This window comes from Amycolatopsis sp. NPDC051716 (assembly GCF_040681595.1).
GTDB lineage: Bacteria > Actinomycetota > Actinomycetes > Mycobacteriales > Pseudonocardiaceae > Amycolatopsis.
Genome location: NZ_JBFAZA010000003.1, coordinates 89,449 through 105,730, shown reverse-complemented (window position 1 = coordinate 105,730; position 16,282 = coordinate 89,449). Strand labels below are relative to the sequence as shown.

The 16,282-nt window shown below is 70.5% G+C and carries 12 protein-coding genes; 7 read left to right on the top strand and 5 right to left on the bottom strand.

The features are described 5' to 3' along the window. The first annotated feature begins 127 nt into the window (after positions 1-127). From AB0M30_RS04710 to AB0M30_RS04685, 6 genes are all read left to right on the top strand, one after another. Positions 128-2,725, top strand: a complete 2,598-nt coding sequence (locus tag AB0M30_RS04710) for an alpha-glucuronidase family glycosyl hydrolase (RefSeq protein ID WP_364579840.1) — start codon at positions 128-130, stop codon at positions 2,723-2,725. An 88-nt stretch (positions 2,726-2,813) separates the two neighbouring features. Continuing rightward, positions 2,814-3,755, top strand: coding sequence for an acyl-ACP desaturase (locus AB0M30_RS04705; protein WP_360175520.1), 942 nt, complete (start codon positions 2,814-2,816; stop codon positions 3,753-3,755). Positions 3,756-3,904: 149 nt separating this feature from the next. Continuing rightward, positions 3,905-4,669 (top strand): IclR family transcriptional regulator, encoded by a 765-nt coding sequence (locus AB0M30_RS04700; RefSeq protein WP_364579836.1) that lies wholly within the window; start codon positions 3,905-3,907, stop codon positions 4,667-4,669. 70 nt (positions 4,670-4,739) lie between these two features. Next, the gene (locus AB0M30_RS04695; protein WP_364579834.1) at positions 4,740-5,780 is read left to right on the top strand and encodes an aromatic ring-hydroxylating dioxygenase subunit alpha; all 1,041 of its coding nucleotides are present in this window, start codon (positions 4,740-4,742) and stop codon (positions 5,778-5,780) included. Next, complete coding sequence (locus AB0M30_RS04690) at positions 5,777-5,938, top strand: hypothetical protein (RefSeq protein WP_310969942.1); 162 nt, start codon at positions 5,777-5,779, stop codon at positions 5,936-5,938. Before AB0M30_RS04695 ends, AB0M30_RS04690 begins: the two co-directional genes overlap by 4 nt. Continuing rightward, a complete protein-coding gene (locus tag AB0M30_RS04685; RefSeq protein WP_364579831.1) occupies positions 5,935-6,852 on the top strand; it encodes a PDR/VanB family oxidoreductase in 918 nt (305 codons plus the stop codon). The genes AB0M30_RS04690 and AB0M30_RS04685 overlap by 4 nt, the downstream gene beginning before the upstream one ends. A 7-nt stretch (positions 6,853-6,859) precedes the next feature. Here AB0M30_RS04685 and AB0M30_RS04680 read toward each other — a convergent pair whose 3' ends face one another. Then, positions 6,860-10,123 carry an NACHT domain-containing protein gene (locus AB0M30_RS04680; RefSeq protein ID WP_364579828.1) on the bottom strand — a complete coding sequence of 1,088 codons (3,264 nt, stop codon included), beginning with the start codon at positions 10,121-10,123 and terminating at the stop codon, positions 6,860-6,862. Positions 10,124-10,201: 78 nt separating this feature from the next. Here AB0M30_RS04680 and AB0M30_RS04675 point away from each other — a divergent pair, with 78 nt between their 5' ends. Beyond that, positions 10,202-11,659 (top strand): phospholipase D-like domain-containing protein, encoded by a 1,458-nt coding sequence (locus AB0M30_RS04675; protein WP_364579826.1) that lies wholly within the window; start codon positions 10,202-10,204, stop codon positions 11,657-11,659. 3 nt (positions 11,660-11,662) lie between these two features. Here AB0M30_RS04675 and AB0M30_RS04670 read toward each other — a convergent pair whose 3' ends face one another. The 4 genes from AB0M30_RS04670 to AB0M30_RS04655 all read right to left on the bottom strand — a co-directional run bounded on the left by AB0M30_RS04670 (position 11,663) and on the right by AB0M30_RS04655 (position 16,221). After that, positions 11,663-13,237 (bottom strand): succinic semialdehyde dehydrogenase, encoded by a 1,575-nt coding sequence (locus tag AB0M30_RS04670; RefSeq protein WP_364579823.1) that lies wholly within the window; start codon positions 13,235-13,237, stop codon positions 11,663-11,665. Further along, complete coding sequence (locus AB0M30_RS04665; RefSeq protein WP_364579820.1) at positions 13,234-14,859, bottom strand: GMC family oxidoreductase N-terminal domain-containing protein; 1,626 nt, start codon at positions 14,857-14,859, stop codon at positions 13,234-13,236. Before AB0M30_RS04665 ends, AB0M30_RS04670 begins: the two co-directional genes overlap by 4 nt. A gap of 109 nt (positions 14,860-14,968) precedes the next feature. After that, a complete protein-coding gene (locus AB0M30_RS04660) occupies positions 14,969-15,427 on the bottom strand; it encodes a dihydrofolate reductase (protein ID WP_364579817.1) in 459 nt (152 codons plus the stop codon). Next, entirely contained in the window at positions 15,424-16,221 is a 798-nt protein-coding gene (locus tag AB0M30_RS04655; RefSeq protein ID WP_364579815.1) for a thymidylate synthase, read from the bottom strand. Before AB0M30_RS04655 ends, AB0M30_RS04660 begins: the two co-directional genes overlap by 4 nt. Positions 16,222-16,282 lie beyond the last annotated feature (61 nt).

Below are 16,282 nucleotides of genomic sequence, written 5' to 3'. Positions count from 1 at the left end.
CACGCTGCCCCCGACACGCCGAAACTTTCGAGATTCCCTGGTATACAGCCAATTCTTGACAGCGTGGGACCCCGCCCGCAATAGTGCGAGAACCGAACTAAATACTCGTGCACACGACGGGGGCACGGTGTCTCTCAGCGACGAGAACGAGCAGAGCCGGCTGCGCCGGCGTTCCTTCCTGATCGGCAGCGGAGCTGCCGTGGCCACCTCGATGTTCGGTGCCGCTCCGGCACAAGCGGCTCCGCCGGGCGCCTTCCCGGGCGATTACGACGGCTCGGACCTGTGGCTTCGGTACGAGCGGGTCGCCGATCCCGGCCTCCTCGCCCGGTACCGGGCGACGCTCGGCGCGATCGTCGTGGAGAACGCCGAGCAGACCTTGGTCCACCGCCACACGGCGGACCTGAGCATGGCCCCCGGCTCCACCGAGCACCTGGTGCGGAGCACCTTGGCCGCGGCACGGGACGAGCTCGCCCGCGGCCTCGGCGGGCTGCTGGGGCGGCCGGTGCCGGTGCGGGGCGGGTTCCCCGATCGCGCCGTGGTCGTGGGCACCCCGGACAGCTCGCCCCTCGTGCGCCGGCTCGTTCCCCGGCGCGACCTGGCGCCGCTCGGTACCGACGGGTACCTCGTCCGCTCGCTGTCGCGGGACGGGCACCGGGCCGTCGTCATCGCCGGCAACACCGAGGTCGCCGCGCTGTACGGGACGTTCGCCTTCCTCCGGCGGCTCCAGGCGCAGCAACCGGTCAACGGCCTGGACCTCTCGTCGGTCCCCCGGATCAACCACCGGTACCTGAACTACTGGGAGACCGAGCGCCTCTACGCCGGGAACAACCCGGCCGGCACCGGCGGGCTGAACGGCGAGAACGGGGCGATCTTCGACTTCACCGCCACCGGCGCCTCCGCCGGGCTGAACCTGCCGGTGATCCTCGACCGGTACCTGGTGGCGGCGCGGGCGATGGCGTCCGTCGGCATCAACGGCCTCACGATCAACAACGTCAACGCCAACAGCTTCTACCTCACCCCGGCCGCCATCGAGCAGGAAGCCGCGCTGGCGGACGCGCTGCGCCCGTACGGGATCAAGCTGGCCGTCTCCATCAACTACGCGGCCCCGACCGACGCCCGGTTCGCGCCGGACACCCTCACGCGGGAACAGCTGGACCCCTACAGCGCGGAGTTCCAGGGCTGGTGGACCCGCCGGGCCCGGCAGCTGCAGGCCGCGATCCCCGACTTCATGGGGTTCACCGTGAAGGCGAACTCCGAGGGCCAGCCGGGCCCCCAAGACCTGGGCTACGACCACGGTGACGGCGCCAACGGGATGGCGGCGGCGGTGGCGCCGCTCGGGATGCGGATCTTCTGGCGGACCTTCGTCTACAACGCCGACGTGGACGCGGACCGGCTGAAGCGCGCCTACCTGGAGTTCGGCCCCATCGACGAGGAGGTCCAGCCCGACGGCACGAAGGGCCGGTTCGCCGCGAACGTGTTCCTGCAGACCAAGAACGGCCCGCTCGACTACCAGGCGCGGGAGCCGGCCAACCCGCTCTTCGGCCGGATGGAACACACCAACCAGGCCATCGAACTGCAGGTCACCCAGGAGTACACCGGGCAGAACACGATGCTGTGCTACCTCGGCCCGCTCTGGGAAGAGGTCCTCAAGTCCGACACGTTCGCCACCGGCGAGCACGGCCGGCTGCTGGCGAAGCGCCTGGTGGGCCACGTGGTGGACGGCACGGCCCAGGGCCACCCGGACAGCGCCATCGTCGGCGTGGCCAACTTCGGCAACGCCGACGACCTGACCGGGCACCACTTCGCGCAGGCGAACCTGTACGCCTTCGGCAGGCTGGCGTGGGACTGGACCCTGGACGCCCGCGGCATCGCCGAAGACTGGGTCCGGCTGACGTGGAGCAACCGCGACTTCGCCGTCCGGACCATCGTGGCGATGATGATGGGCTCCCGGGAAGCGCTGGTGAGCTACCAGACGCCGCTCGGCGTCGCGCACCAGTTCCGCTCCAGCGACCACTACGGCCCCAACCCCGCCGAACGGCTGGCGCGGGACGACTGGAGCCCGGTGTACTACAACCGGGCCGACCGCACCGGGCTCGGCTACGACCGCTCCCCCACCGGCAGCGGCTTCACCGCGCAGTACTTCCCGGTGCTGGCGGCCCGGTACGGCGACATCGAGACCGTGCCCGAAAACCTGCTGATGTGGTTCCACCACGTGCCGTGGGACCGGCGGCTGCGCAACGGCCGGATCTTCTGGGACGAACTGGTGTACCGCTACCAGACGGGCGTCCACTACGTGTCGTGGATGCGCCGGGCGTGGGACTCGCTCGAACCCCACGTCGACGCCCGGCGCTTCACCGAGGTGAAGGCCAAGCTCGCCGCCCACGAGGCCGACGCGGGCACCTGGCGGGACACCTGCGTGCGCTACTGGCAGGAATTCAACGGCCTGCCGGTCCCGACGGCCGGGCCGCTCTCGATCGCGATCGTGCTCGGCGGCCGGACGATCGGCGGCTTCGACGCCGGCGCGGCGTCGTACACGGTTCCGGTGGCGGCCGGTACGTCCCCGAAACTCACGAAGGTCCTCCCGGCCGATCCCGCCGTGAAGTGCGAGATTCTCGAGCAGGCTCAGGGTGTCCCCGGGCGCGCTGTGGTGCGAATCACCGGGAGCAGTTTCTTCGGGCCCCTCCTCAAGGACTACGTCTTCGAGCTGGTGGCCGCCCCGCGTTGAGCCCCGGGAACCACCCGGCGCCCGCGTCCGTTGTCGTATCCTACGACACCGTAAGTTACGGTTGCGTAGGTACGGAAGGACGTTCCCTATGCCGGTCCCCGAAACGACCCGCTTGCTGCACGAACTGGAAGGCACGGTCGAAGAGAACCTCAACCGGCACCTCGCCGCCGCCCAGGAGTGGATGCCGCACGAGTACGTCCCCTGGAGCCAGGGGCGCGACTTCGCCGAGCTCGGCGGGGAGGCGTGGGACCCGGAGCAGTCCCGGGTGACCCCGATCGCGCGCACGGCCCTCGAGGTCAACCTCCTCACCGAGGACAACCTGCCCAGCTACCACCGCGAGATCGAGCGCGCCTTCGGCCGCGACGGCGCGTGGGGCACCTGGGTGCACCGGTGGACGGCCGAAGAGGGCCGCCACGGCATCTGCATCCGCGACTACCTGCTGGTCACCCGCGCCGTCGACCCCGTCGAGCTGGAGCGGATGCGGATGGAGACCATGCAGGCGGGGTACGACACCGGCGACAAGCCGCTGCTGAACGTCTGCGCGTACGTCTCGTTCCAGGAGCTGGCGACCCGGCTTTCGCACCGCAACACCGGCCGCTACACCCAGGACCCCCTGGCCGAGCGGCTGCTGGCCCGGGTGTCCACCGACGAGAACCTCCACATGGTCTTCTACCGCAACCTCGTCAAGGCGGCACTGGAGATCTCGCCCGACGCCATGATGCGCGCGATCACCGACGAGGTGGTGAACTTCGCGATGCCGGGCGCGGTGATCCCGAGCTTCCAGCGCAAGGCGGCGCTGATGGCCAAGGCCGGCATCTACGACCTGCGCATCCACCATGACGACGTCGTCCAGCCGCTGCTGCGGTATTGGAAGGTCTTCGACCTGACCGGCCTCGGCGCGGTCGGCGAGGCCGCGCGGGAGGAACTCGCCACGTTCATCAAGGGCCTCGACAGCCAGGCGTCCCGGTTCGAGGAACGCCGCGACGCCACCGCAGCGCGCCGGGCCGCGCGGGGCATCGTGGACCTCTGAGCCGGTCCGGGCGCGCGGCGGATTCCGGTGGCGTTCTCGGCAGGCCGGCCGGCGGAGCGGCTGAGCGAGATCGCGCACCGAACCGGCGGCCGCGCACCGGCGCCGCGCGGGGCATAGTGAATGCCCGAACCCATCCGCCGGAGGTCGCCGTGCCGCGTCGAGGTCGCGTTCCCGGGGCCACCGGGCCGGTGCTGGGGCGCGCTCTGCGGGTGCTCGAGGCGTTCTCGCCCGATCGGCCGGCGCTGCGGCTGAGCGAGGTCGCGCGCCGGACCGGGTTGCCGGCCGCGACCGCACACCGGCTGCTGCGGGAATTCTGCGAGTGGGGTGCGCTGGAGCGCGACGAGACCGGTGTCTACCGGGTCGGGCTGCGGCTGTGGGAGCTGGGCTCGCTCGCGCCCCGGGGCCTGGGCTTGCGGGAGCTCGCCCTGCCGTTCCTGGAGGATCTCTCGCAGATCACGCGCGAGAACGTCCAGCTGGCCGTCCGCGAAGGCACCGAGGTCGTCTACATCGAGCGGATCGCCGGGACCGGTGCCGTGCCGGTGCTGACCCGCGTCGGCGGCCGGTTCGCGCTGACCGCGACCGGCGTCGGGCTCGTCCTGCTCGCGCACGCCCCCGCCGAGGTGCAGGAGGACGTGCTCGGCCGCCCGATCGACCGGTACACCAGCGAGACCGTGACCGACCCGGACCGGGTGCGGCACATGCTGGCCGACGTCCGGACGCACGGGTTCTCCATCAGCGAGCGCCAGGTGACCCTCGACGCGGTGTCGGTCGGCGCGCCGATCCACGACGCGCGGGGCCAGGTCGTCGCGGCGGTGTCGCTCGTCGTGCGGTACGGGAGCGTGTCGCCGCACGCGCTCGCTCCGCTGGTCATGACCAGCGCCCGCGCGATTTCCCGCGCTCTTTCCATCTTATGAAATAGCCCTTCGTGGTGCCGGGGCCGTTCCCCCAGGCTGTGACCCGGCCCACCACGAAAGGACGTCCCCGATGAGCGCCATTCCCCGCGACCAGTGGTACGTCGCCGCTTACGGCTCGGAGATCGGCGCCGAGTTGTTCGGCCGCACCATCTGCGGCGAGCCGATCCTGTTCTGGCGGACCCGCGACGGGAGCGTCACCGCGATGGCCGACCGGTGCGTGCACCGGCGGTTCCCGTTGTCGCAGGCGCCTTCACGGCTGGTCGACGACCAGGTCATCTGCGGCTACCACGGCTTCACCTACGGCGTGGACGGCAAGTGCGTGGCCGTGCCCGGGCAGACCCGGGTGCCGCGGACCGCGCGGCTGACGCACTACCCGCTGGTGGAGCAGGACTCCTTCGTCTGGGTGTTCATCGGCGACCCGGCGAAGGCCGACGCGGCCGCGATTCCGCGGGCACCCTGGCTCGCCTCGCCGGACTACACCACGGTCCGCGGGCTGGAGCCGCTGAAGGCGCGGTACTCGCTGCTGGTGGACAACCTGCTGGACCTGTCCCACGAGACCTACCTGCACGGCGGCTACATCGGCACGCCGGAGGTCGCCGAAACGCCGATCACGACCGAGGTCGACGAGGAGGCCGGCGTCGTCTACGTCTCGCGGCACATGGCCGACGCGGCGTGCCCGCCCTTCTACGCCAAGTCGACCGGCCTGGAGGGCCGCATCACGCGCTGGCAGGACATCGAGTACACCCCGCCGTGCCTGTACAAGCTGCACAGCCGCATCGCGCCGGTCGGGTCCGTGCCGAACCCCGACGGCAGCGACCCGGACGCCTTCCACGTCGAGGTCGTCTACGCGATCACGCCCGAGACCGAGCACTCCACGCACGACTTCTGGGCCGTGGCCCGGGACTTCGCGCTCGACGACGAAGGCGTGTCGGCGTTCCTGGCGGAGAACAACCGCACGGTGGTGCTGCAGGACGTCGAAGCCCTCGACGTCCTGGAGCGGGTGATCGCCACCGAACCGGAGGGGTACCAGGAGCTGTCGATCAACATCGACACCGGCGGCCTGGCGGCCCGCCGGATGCTGCAGCGGATGGCTGCGCCGGTGATCTCGTGAACCGGCCGATGCTCGCCGGGGACCGCGTCTACCGGATCCACTGGGTGCTCGGCACCGACCGGCTGCGCGCGGTCTGCCACTGCGGCGCCGAGCGCGAGTTCGAAGACCCCGTGCAGCTGTGGGACTGGCTGCTCGCCCACCCCGAAGGACACTCATGACCCGCGAACTCCTGGTGGACCGCAAGGAAAAGCTGGCCGACGGCGTCGTCCGGCTGACGCTCCGCGCGCCGGGCTCCGAGCCGCTGCCGCCGTGGGAGCCCGGGGCGCACATCGACGTCGTCCTGCCCGGCTCGGTGCGGCAGTACTCGCTGTGCGGCGATCCCGGGGACAGGTCGGCGTACCAGGTGGCGGTGCTGCGGGAGCCCGACGGCCGCGGCGGCTCGGCGTACGTGCACGACTCGCTGCTCGCCGGGGATCTCCTCCAGGTGGACGGGCCACGCAACCACTTCGCGCTGGTGGCCGCCGAGCGCTACCTGTTCATCGCGGGTGGCATCGGCATCACGCCGATCCTGCCGATGCTCGACCAGGTCACCGCGGCCGGCCGCGACTGGCAGCTGGTCTACGGCGGCCGGACTCGCGGGTCGATGGCGTTCACCGAAGAACTCTCCCGCCACGGCGGCCGGGTTCTGTTCCGGCCCCAGGACGAACACGGCCTGCTGGACCTGCCGACACTGCTGGCCGCGGCCCGGCCCGGCACGGCGGTGTACTGCTGCGGCCCGGAACCGCTGCTGGCCGCGGTGGAGGCGCTCGGCCCGGCGGACCTGCACGTCGAGCGCTTCACCGCACGGCTGGACGAGGGGCCGCGGACGGCGTTCGAGGTGGAGCTGGCCGGGTCGGGGCGAGTGCTGCCGGTGCCCGCGGACCGGTCGATCCTCGAGGTGGTCGAGGAAGCCGGGGTGACGGTGCTGTCGTCGTGCCGGGAGGGCACGTGCGGCACCTGCGAGACGGGCGTGCTCGGCGGGACCCCGGACCACCGGGACTCGGTGCTGACCGCGGATGAGCGGCTGGAGAACGAGGTGATGATGCTTTGCGTGTCCCGCGCCTGCTCGCCGCGGCTGGTGCTCGACCTCTGACGGAGGCTCAGCGCGATTTCACCTTGATTCCCGGGCCTGCGCCGACGATTCGATGCCGGTCGGCGTAGGTCCGCACGGTCAGCTTGGCGTCACCCAGCTCGGAAAGATCGATATCCCCTCGATCCCCGCGAATGGACATGATGTCCAAGGTGGTGAGCTGGTTCATCCGCGCGATCTGCGCCCACCAATTCGGGTCGACCGGCGTCAATACCTCGAGAGTTCGAAGTCCTCTCACGGTGGAAAGCGGAGAAAGGTCCTCGACCTGGCAGCGGCGGAGGGACAGCCTCTCCAAGGCGGGAAAGCGCGAGAGCTCGCCGAGTTCGCCGAGGGGGCGAACATCCAGGAATCCCAGCTTGTCGATTCCGGGGGCATCCTCGGCCAGTTGACGCAAACCACCCCGGATGCCCAGTCCCACCCCTTCGGGGGCTTCCCCGATATCCAGCGATCGAAGAGTCGCCAAATTGCGGAGGAACCCGAAGTCCGCGCCTTCAGGATAATGATAGAGGCTCAGCGAGGTCAGTGCCTCCAGGTCGCCGAGCGCGGAGAAGTCGCTCACCTCTTGGAGCCACTGTAATGCCAAGGAAACCAGGCCCGTCATAGGCCGGAAAATCTCGAGGTCTGTCGGCGACCCGACCCCGGGGTAGAAGTACAGGTGACGCAATTTCGGCACACCGATGAGGACATGGGCATCGACCGCGCCGTGAGGCGCCAGCAACACCGATTCCAAGTCGGTGCACCGTGTCAGCGGAGCGAGGTCTTCGAAGTCGCCGGCAAGTTGGGCACCACGCAGGCACGGTAGCCGCGTCAGCACTTCCAAGTCCGTGAGATCGCGAAGATCGATTGTCAGGTTGCCCAGGTGGCGAAGTCGGTGGACTCCGGGCAGGAGCGCTTGGTCGTCGATCCACACGTGCCCGTCCAGCAATGGCGCGTCGGCGAGGACGCGTGCGGCGTACTCGTCCGGATCGAAGTAACGCCAGGCCGCGATCAACTCCTTTTGCACTTCCGGCCTCGGGTCGCGGCTGAACCTCTCCAGTACCGGCCACGCTTCCGGGCCGTTGATCAACGCCGCGGTCCGGACGGTGGCCGCTGCCGCGGCCTCCGAAAGGTCGGCCGGTGTATCGAGCAGCCGCGGCAGCAGGACCTCTCCGCCGGCGGCCAGCGACCGGGCTTCGGCTTTTCCCCGCGGCGGGATCAGCGCGGCCAGGGAACTCTCCATGCGTTCGGCGAGCTCGGTCGTCAGAACAGGCGCGGACTCCGTCGCCGCCGCGGCGAGGAGCCGGAGCTTGCGTCGCGTTCTCGGTTCCGCGTCGGCCCGGTCGAACAGCCCCTTGAACAACTCCTCGCGCAGCGGCGCGTTGGCCAGGCCCGCGGCCAGCACGACGATGTCCCGCCACTGGTCCAGGTGCGCGTTCTGCACCAGCAAGCCGACGTCTCCCTGGTCCGCGGCCTCCTCCGCGGTCAGGAACTCCTGGAACGTGCGGTGCACGAAGTCGATCCGGCCCGGTGTCGGCTCGCGGACGATCCCGCTCCGCTGCACAAGGTGCTCCAGCAGGACGTCCGCGTCGTAATCGACTCTCGGCATGGTCGCGAGCCGTTCGGCGAGGCGCCTGCGTGCCTCCTCCCTGCTCAGCTCGGAGCGGCCGTTCACCGACAGCCGCCAAGCCAGGTGCCGTAGCAGTTGGCGGCTTTCCCGGTTGCCGATCTTCAGCGAGGCGGGGATGCGCCTCTCGACGTCACGGCGTTCCAACAGCATCGACAACGCGGTGACGTAGAGCTCGAGCCGGTTGCGCGGGAGGAACGAGGCACGGTCCAGGTTCAAGGCGCACAACATCGCGCACAGCAGCGGTGTCGTCGCGAGAGCTCTCAGGTGGGCGTTGCCGTCCAGGCGGCCGAGCAGAACACCCTCGTACCGAGGTAGGTCCTCCTCGGCGCACGGCATGCTTCCGGCGTCGCGTACCGCCTTGTGCCAGTGGCGGACAAGGGCGCGTACGTCGGCCTGGCTCATGTGCTCGATCCAGGCGGAACTGAACCCTTCCGCACTCAGCCACGTCTCGGCCGCCGCGGCCGGCCGTGACGTGAGGATGAGCCTGCTCTCGGGAAAGGCCTGACACAGGTCTTGGAGCCACGCTCGGACCGCCCCTCGCTCGTCGGCGGCGAGTTCGTCGACGCCGTCGACCAGGACGAGGGCACGTCCTGAGGCGAGCTGGCGATGGACGTAGGCCGACGGCATCAGGGCGGTCAGGGCTTGCGCCGTCCCGTCGAGGAACTCCTCGGGCGAAGGAAGCCTCCGACCGGAGTAGCTGCGCAACTTGACCAGGAACGGGACGTACCCGTTGAGGCCGGCCAGCTCGTCACGGAAAGTTCCTCGTGCGGCGTTGACCGCGAGCCAGCGCAGGAGCGTCGACTTGCCCGAGCCGGCTTCGCCGCGGATCAGGATGCGGCCGGCCGTCGCCAACGCGTGCTCGGCCCGGACAGAGCCGTCCTCGGTGCGCCCCGGATCGGCCCGCCACGAGAGAATCTCGTGGGCAGGTCCACGGGAGCCGACACCGGTGCCGCGGACGGTCAGGCTCACGTACGCGACGCTCAGCGTCGTCCGGGGACGGTAGCTGCGGGTATCCACACCGAACAGCTCGAGATCGTCCAAGGTCTCGCTGATCTGCCGCAGGTACCGGGAGCGGAACGCGGTATCCGACGCCGTACCGTCGGGCGCCATCAGGGAGGGCGCCGGTAGCCGGTTGAGGACCCGTTCGAGCTGCTCGGCCAACCCCGATACCCGGCCGAGCAGCTCCGCGCCGGCCCTGGCCGCGAACGGGGTCAAGTGCACGACGAGGCGGACGTAATAGGTGCAGCACTCCTCGAGGACCCGGCGGTGGAACCACGTCGCGGCCTCGCTGAGACCCGCGCGTTCCGCGGCGTCCGGCAGGGTGGCGCGGAGGCGGTGCGCGAGCTGGGCCGGGTCGACGTCGACCTCGAACAAGTCGGCGTCGGCCAGATCGGCCCGTTCGAAGGCGGACGCGACCTCCGCCAAAGCCGCCGCCCGCTCGCCGTCGTCGAGGTTCGGGACTTCCTGCCGGCACAACAGCAGCAGTCGCTCGGACACGACGTCGACCAGCGCTTCGACTTCCCGGTCGAAGCGCCGGCGGGAGAAGCCGCCTCCCACCCGCGCCTGCACCAGCTCCGACAGCGAGCTCTCCCGCTCGAGCCCGCTCTTGCGGCTGGTGAGCCACGACTTGACGGCGGAGCTCACGACGGTCGAACCGACCTTGAACACCAAAGGCTCCATGAAATTCGAGTCGCCACTGGATCACTCGCTGTTACTGCACGGCGGGCCGGGCCGATCTGTAGTGATATGGGACGGGTGAAGACCTTTCTGGACAAGGTGGACGAACGGCTGGGCGACGGGCTCGAGGGGGTCCTCTGTGCCCACCACCGGCGGCGGCTGCAGCGGCTCGGCTGGGGTGCTGTCCTCGAACCCCGCGGAGCGCAAGACCCGCTCGGCGGCCGGGCGCCGGTCCGGGACGGCAACCGCGTGCAGGTGCTGATCGACGGCGAGGAGTCGCTGCCCGCCGTTGCCGAGGGCATCCGGTCGGCGAAATCCCACATTCACATCGCCAACTGGCACGCCAGCGCCGACTTCCGGCTGACGCGGGAGCCCGGGTCGCCCACCCTGCGGGAACTGCTCGCCGAGGCCGCCGGGCGCGGGGTCGAGGTCAGGGTGCTGCTGTGGGCCGGTCCACCCTTTCCCGCGTTCCAGCCGTCGCGGAAGCTGGCGCGGTCCGAACAGCGGAAGTTCACCGAGGGCACCGATGTGCGCTGCGTGCTGGACGCCCGTGAGCGGACGATGCACTGCCACCACGAGAAGCTGGTGATCGTCGACGACGCCGTCGCGTTCGTCGGCGGGGTGGACCTCACCGCGCTGGAAGGCGACCGGCACGACAGCCCGGACCACCCGCCGCGGCCGATCGGGTGGCACGACCTCATGGCGCGGCTCGACGGCCCGGTCGTCGCCGATGTCGCCGACCACTTCCGGCGGCGGTGGACCGAGGTGGCGGGCGAGGACCTGCCGCAGCCGGCCGTCCCGGCACCGGCCGGCGGCAGCCGCGTCCAGCTGCTGCGGACCGTGCCGAACGACACCTACGACTTCCTGCCCAAGGGCGAGTTCACCGTCCTCGACGGCTACCTGCGCGCGCTTCGCTCGGCGCAGCGGCTGATCTACCTGGAGAACCAGTTCCTGTGGTCGCCGGAGATCGCCGAGGTGCTGCTCGACAAGCTGCGGAACCCGCCGTCCGAGGAGTTCCGCGTGGTCCTGCTGCTGCCGCGCAAGCCGAGCAACGGCTCGGACACCACCCGCGGCCAGCTGGGCCGGCTGCTCGACGCCGACGACGGCCACCACCGCCTGCTCGCCACGACGATCAGCGCCCACGACGGTGACTCGGCGGCCCCGGTGTACGTCCACGCGAAGCTCGGCCTCGTGGACGACTCGTGGCTCACCGTGGGCTCGGCGAACCTGAACGAGCATTCGCTGTTCAACGACACCGAGGTGAACATCGCGACCGACGACCCCGAGGTGGTCCGGGACACCCGGCTGCGGTTGTGGGCCGAGCACCTCGGGCGTCCGGTCTTCGAGCTGGCCGACCGGGAGCCGGCGGACATCGTGGACAACCTGTGGCGGCCGCTGGCCGAAGAGCAGGCCGAGCGGGAACGCCGGGGTGAGCAGCGGACCCACCGGCTGGTGCTGCTGCCGGGCGCCTCGCGCCGCGCGGCCCGGCTGCAGGGGCCGCTGCGGGGACTGCTCGTGGACGGCTGAGCGCTACCGGATCCGCAGCTTCCGCATCAGCTTCAGCCCGGACAGCATGCTCTCGACGTACTTCTCGTACCCCTGCCCCGGCCGGGGCCCCATCACCTGCTTCTTCAGCACGGCCAGGTTCTGCACGTCGGTGTACTTCAGCAGCCCCTGATCGCCGTGCCGGGCGCCGACGCCGGAGTTCTTCACCCCGCCCGACGGCGTTCCCTTGGCCGCGTACGCGGTCGCGAGGACGTCGTTCACGTTCACGTTGCCGGACTCGATCCGGGCCGCCACCGCGCGCGCCGCGGGGACGTCGGTGCTCCAGACCGACGCGTTCAGGCCGTAGTCCGTGTCGTTGGCCAGCGCCACGGCTTCGTCGACGGTGCGGTACTTGTGCAGCGCCACCACCGGGCCGAACGTTTCGGTGACGCCACAAAGCATCTCCGACGTGACGCCCTCGAGGATCGTCGGCTCGAAGAACGCCGGGCCGAGGTCCGGGCGGGGCTTGCCGCCGCACAACACGGTGGCGCCCTTGGCGACCGCATCGTCCACATGGGACTTGACGCGGCGCATGTGGTCGACCGAGACCAGCGAGCCCATGTCGGGGCCGAAGTCGTACGCCGCGCGGACGTCGAGGGCCGAGGCGGCCGCCACGAACGCCGTCTTGAACTCCTCGTACCGGGATTCCGGCAGGTAGATCCGCTCGATGTGCATGCAGATCTGGCCCGTGTTGCCAAACGCGCCGAAGATCGCGCCCGGAACGGCCTCGGAAAGGTCGGCGTCCGCCAGCACGATCATCGGGTTCTTGCCGCCGAGCTCGAGGCAGCAGCCGATGAGGTTGCGGCCCGCCCGCTCGCCGATCACCCGGCCGGTCGCCGTCGAACCGGTGAACATCACGTAGTCGGCGCGGTCGATCAGCGTGGGGCCGACGTCCGGGCCCTCGCCGCACACCACCTGGAACAGCCCCTCGGGCAAGCCGGCTTCCTGGAGCAGCCGGACGCCGTAGAGCGGCGACAGGGCGGTCTTGTTGTCGGGCTTCAGCACCACCGCGTTGCCGGCCATCAACGCCGGGATCGCGTCGGAAACCCCGGTGGCGAACGGGAAGTTCCAGGGCGCGATGATCCCGACGACCCCCTTGGGCAGCCGGACCTCGGTCGACGTCGTGAGCATCGGGACCGGGCCGCCGCGCTTCGTCGGCGCCAGCAGCTTCGCGGCCCGCTTCAGGTAGTGGCTCATCACCATCGGCGGGTCGCAGGTCTCCTCGATCGCCATCCGCCGGTTCTTGCCGCTCTCGACCTGGATGAGGTCGGCGACGGTCCGCGCGTGCTCGACGAACAGCGCGTGCGCCCGCCGGAACACCGCCAGCCGCTCCTTCACCGGCGTGGCGGCCCACTTCCGCTGGGCCTCGCGCGCGACGGCGAACGCCCGCTCGATGTCCTCCGGTGTGGACTGCGGCAGCTCGACGAGCACGTCGCCGGTGTAGACCTCGGTGAGCTTCCAGGTCGCGCCGGACGAGCCGGGCACCCGGGCCACGAGCTGCCGCAGGAACGCGTCGGTGACCGACGCCGGACGGGCGAGTTCGAGCGGCGTGACGGTCATGACTTGCTCCCGAGGACGAGCTGGGCGCCCATTTCCCCGATCATGATGCAGGGCGCGTTGGTGTTGCCGCCGGTGATCGACGGCATGATCGAAGCGTCGCAGACCCGCAGCCCCTCGACCCCGCGCACGCGCAGGTCGGGACCGACGACGGCGAGTTCGTCGACGCCCATCCGGCAGGTGCCGACGCCGTGGTAGACCGAGGTCGCGCGGTTGAGGATCGCGTCGCGCAGGGCCTGGCCCCGGAGATCCTTGCCCGGGTGGATCTCTTCCTTCACCGCGCCCTTGAACGCCTTGGACGCGAAGATCTCGCGCACCATCTCCGAGCCTTCGCCGAGCAGCTCGAGGTCGGCCGGGTCGGACAGGTACTGGAAGTCGATGTCCGGTGCCGCGGCGGGATCGGCCGAGGTGAGGCGCAGCGTGCCGCGGCTCTTCGGGTAGATGAGCGTCGTCAGCACGGTGAGCGCGGGGCGTTTGTCGACGTCGTGCCGGATCGGCGCGTCCTGGTTGGGCGAGACGTACGCCCACGGCAGGAGGTGCAGCTGCAGGTCGGGGATCGCCCCGGCCTGCGAGGTCCGCAGGAACGCGACCGCCTCGAAGACCGAGTTCGCCAGGAACGTCGTGCCGGGGCGCAGCAGCTCCCGGGCCAGGCCGCGGGCGAAGTACGGCGCCGTGCCCTTGTTCTTGCTGGTGGTCACGTGGAACGTCAGGGCGTGGAACATGTGGTCGTGCATGTTGTCGCCGACGGGCAGGTCGGCGACGACGCCGATGCCGTGTTCCTTCAGGTGCTCGGCGGGGCCGATGCCGGACAGCATGAGCAGCTGCGCGGAGCCGATGACGCCGGCGGAGAGGATGACCTCCTTGGCGGCCCGGATGGTGCGCCGCCGGCCGCGGTCGAGGACCTCGACGCCGACGGCGCGGCCGTTCTCGACGAGCACCTTCTCGACCAGCACCCGGGACTGCAGCTGCAATGTCGAGGGCGCGTTGTGGAGGTAGCCGCGCGAGGCGCTGTAGCGCAGGCCGTCGGCGGCGTTCTGCTGCATCCGGCTGACGCCTTCTTGGGACTCGGCGTTGTAGTCGTCGAGGATCTTGCAGCCGAGCGCGTCGGCGGTGGCGTCGACGAACTGCAGCGAGCCCTCTTGGGGGTTCTTCGCGCGGGTGACCCGGATCGGCCCGCCCGCGCCGCGGAAGGCGTTCTCGCCGTCTTCGAAGTCCTCCATGCGTTTGTAGGCCGCGTTGACGCTGTCGGCGTCCCAGCCGGTGTTGCCCTCGGCGGCCCAGGAGTCGAAGTTGGCGCGGTTGCCGCGGACGTAGACCATGCCGTTGATCGAGCTGGAGCCGCCGACGACCCGGCCGCGCGGCACCGGCATCCGGCGATCGAGAACGTGTTTCTGTGGAACGCCGTAGTAGCCCCAGTCGAGCGGCTTCTTGAGCTGCGGCACGGCGTGCATCGGCCCGACGAGCCCGGGTTTCTTGATGAGCAGCTGCTCGTCGCTCTTCCCGGCTTCGAGGACGATCACGCTGGCCCCGGCCTGAGCGAGCCGTCCCGCGATCGTCGCGCCCGAGCTCCCCGACCCGACGACGACGTAGTCGGCCTCGTCGCCGCGCGCCGCCCTTTTCGCCATGTCCGCTCCTAGGTCAGGCCGACCACCAGAACTGTAACGTGTTCTAGTTCGACCCAACCGTATAGCGCCGACCCCGGGGAGCGCAACGGCCCGGGCGGCGGAGCCGGCCTCAGCCCCAGGTCAGGAAGCGGTAGTGCAGCCCGGTCGAGGACGTCAGCCACTCCCCCGCGGAGTCCGCCGGCCGCCCCACCTCCGGCGCGTACGTGTCCCCGTCGAAGGACTCCCGGAGCTCCGTGACCACGACCCGGTCCGCGATCGGCAACGCGGCCCGGTAGACCGCCGCGCCGCCGATCACCCACAGGTCACCGGGCACCGCGGCGAGCGCCGACGGCAGGTCCGCGAACGTCTCGGCGCCCTCTTGCGGGGTCGCCGACAGCACGAGGTTGCGCCGGCCCGGCAGCGGCCGGAACCGCGGCGGCAGCGACACCCAGGTGCGGCGGCCCATCAGCACGGCCGCCCCCGCGGTCAGCTCCTTGAAGTGCCGCAGATCCTCCGGCAGGTGCCACGGCAGCCCGCCGTCCCGCCCGATGACCCCGTTCGCCGCCTGCGCCCAGACCAGCCCGATCACACCGCCACCGGCGCCTTGATGCCCGGGTGCGGGTCGTAGCCCTCGATCGAGAAGTGCTCGTAGGTGTACTCGAACAGGCTGTCCGCCGGCTTCAGCTCCAGCGCCGGGAAGGGCCGCGCGTCCCGGGCCAGCTGCGTGCGCACCTGCTCGACGTGGTTGTCGTAGACGTGGCAGTCGCCGCCGGTCCAGATGAAGTCGCCGACGCCGAGCCCGACCTGGGCGGCGATCATGTGCGTCAGCAGCGCGTAGCTCGCGATGTTGAACGGCACGCCGAGGAACAGGTCCGCGCTGCGCTGGTACAGCTGGCAGGACAGCTTGCCGTCGGCGACGTGGAACTGGAAGAACGCGTGGCACGGCGGCAGCGCCATGCGCGGGATGTCGGCGACGTTCCACGCGGACACGATGATCCGCCGCGAGTCCGGGTTCTCACGCAGCGTGCGCAGGACCTCGGCGATCTGGTCGATGTGTCCGCCGTCCGGGGTCGGCCATGAGCGCCACTGCACGCCGTAGACCGGGCCCAGGTCCCCGTCTTCGGCCGCCCACTCGTCCCAGATCGTGACGCCGTGCTCGCGCAGCCACGAGACGTTCGCGTCGCCGCGCAGGAACCACAGCAGCTCGTAGGCGATCGAGCGGAAGTGGACTTTCTTCGTGGTGATCAGCGGAAAGCCTTCGGACAGGCGGTAGCGCAGCTGGTGCCCGAAGATCGACCGCGTGCCCGTGCCGGTACGGTCGCCCTTGCGGGTGCCCGTGTCGAGGACGTGGCGGAGGAGGTCTTCGTACTGCGTGTCCGGCATGCCCGGAGCCTAGCCATGCCGCTGACTCAGCGTGAACCCCGGATGGCCCAATCCCGCACCG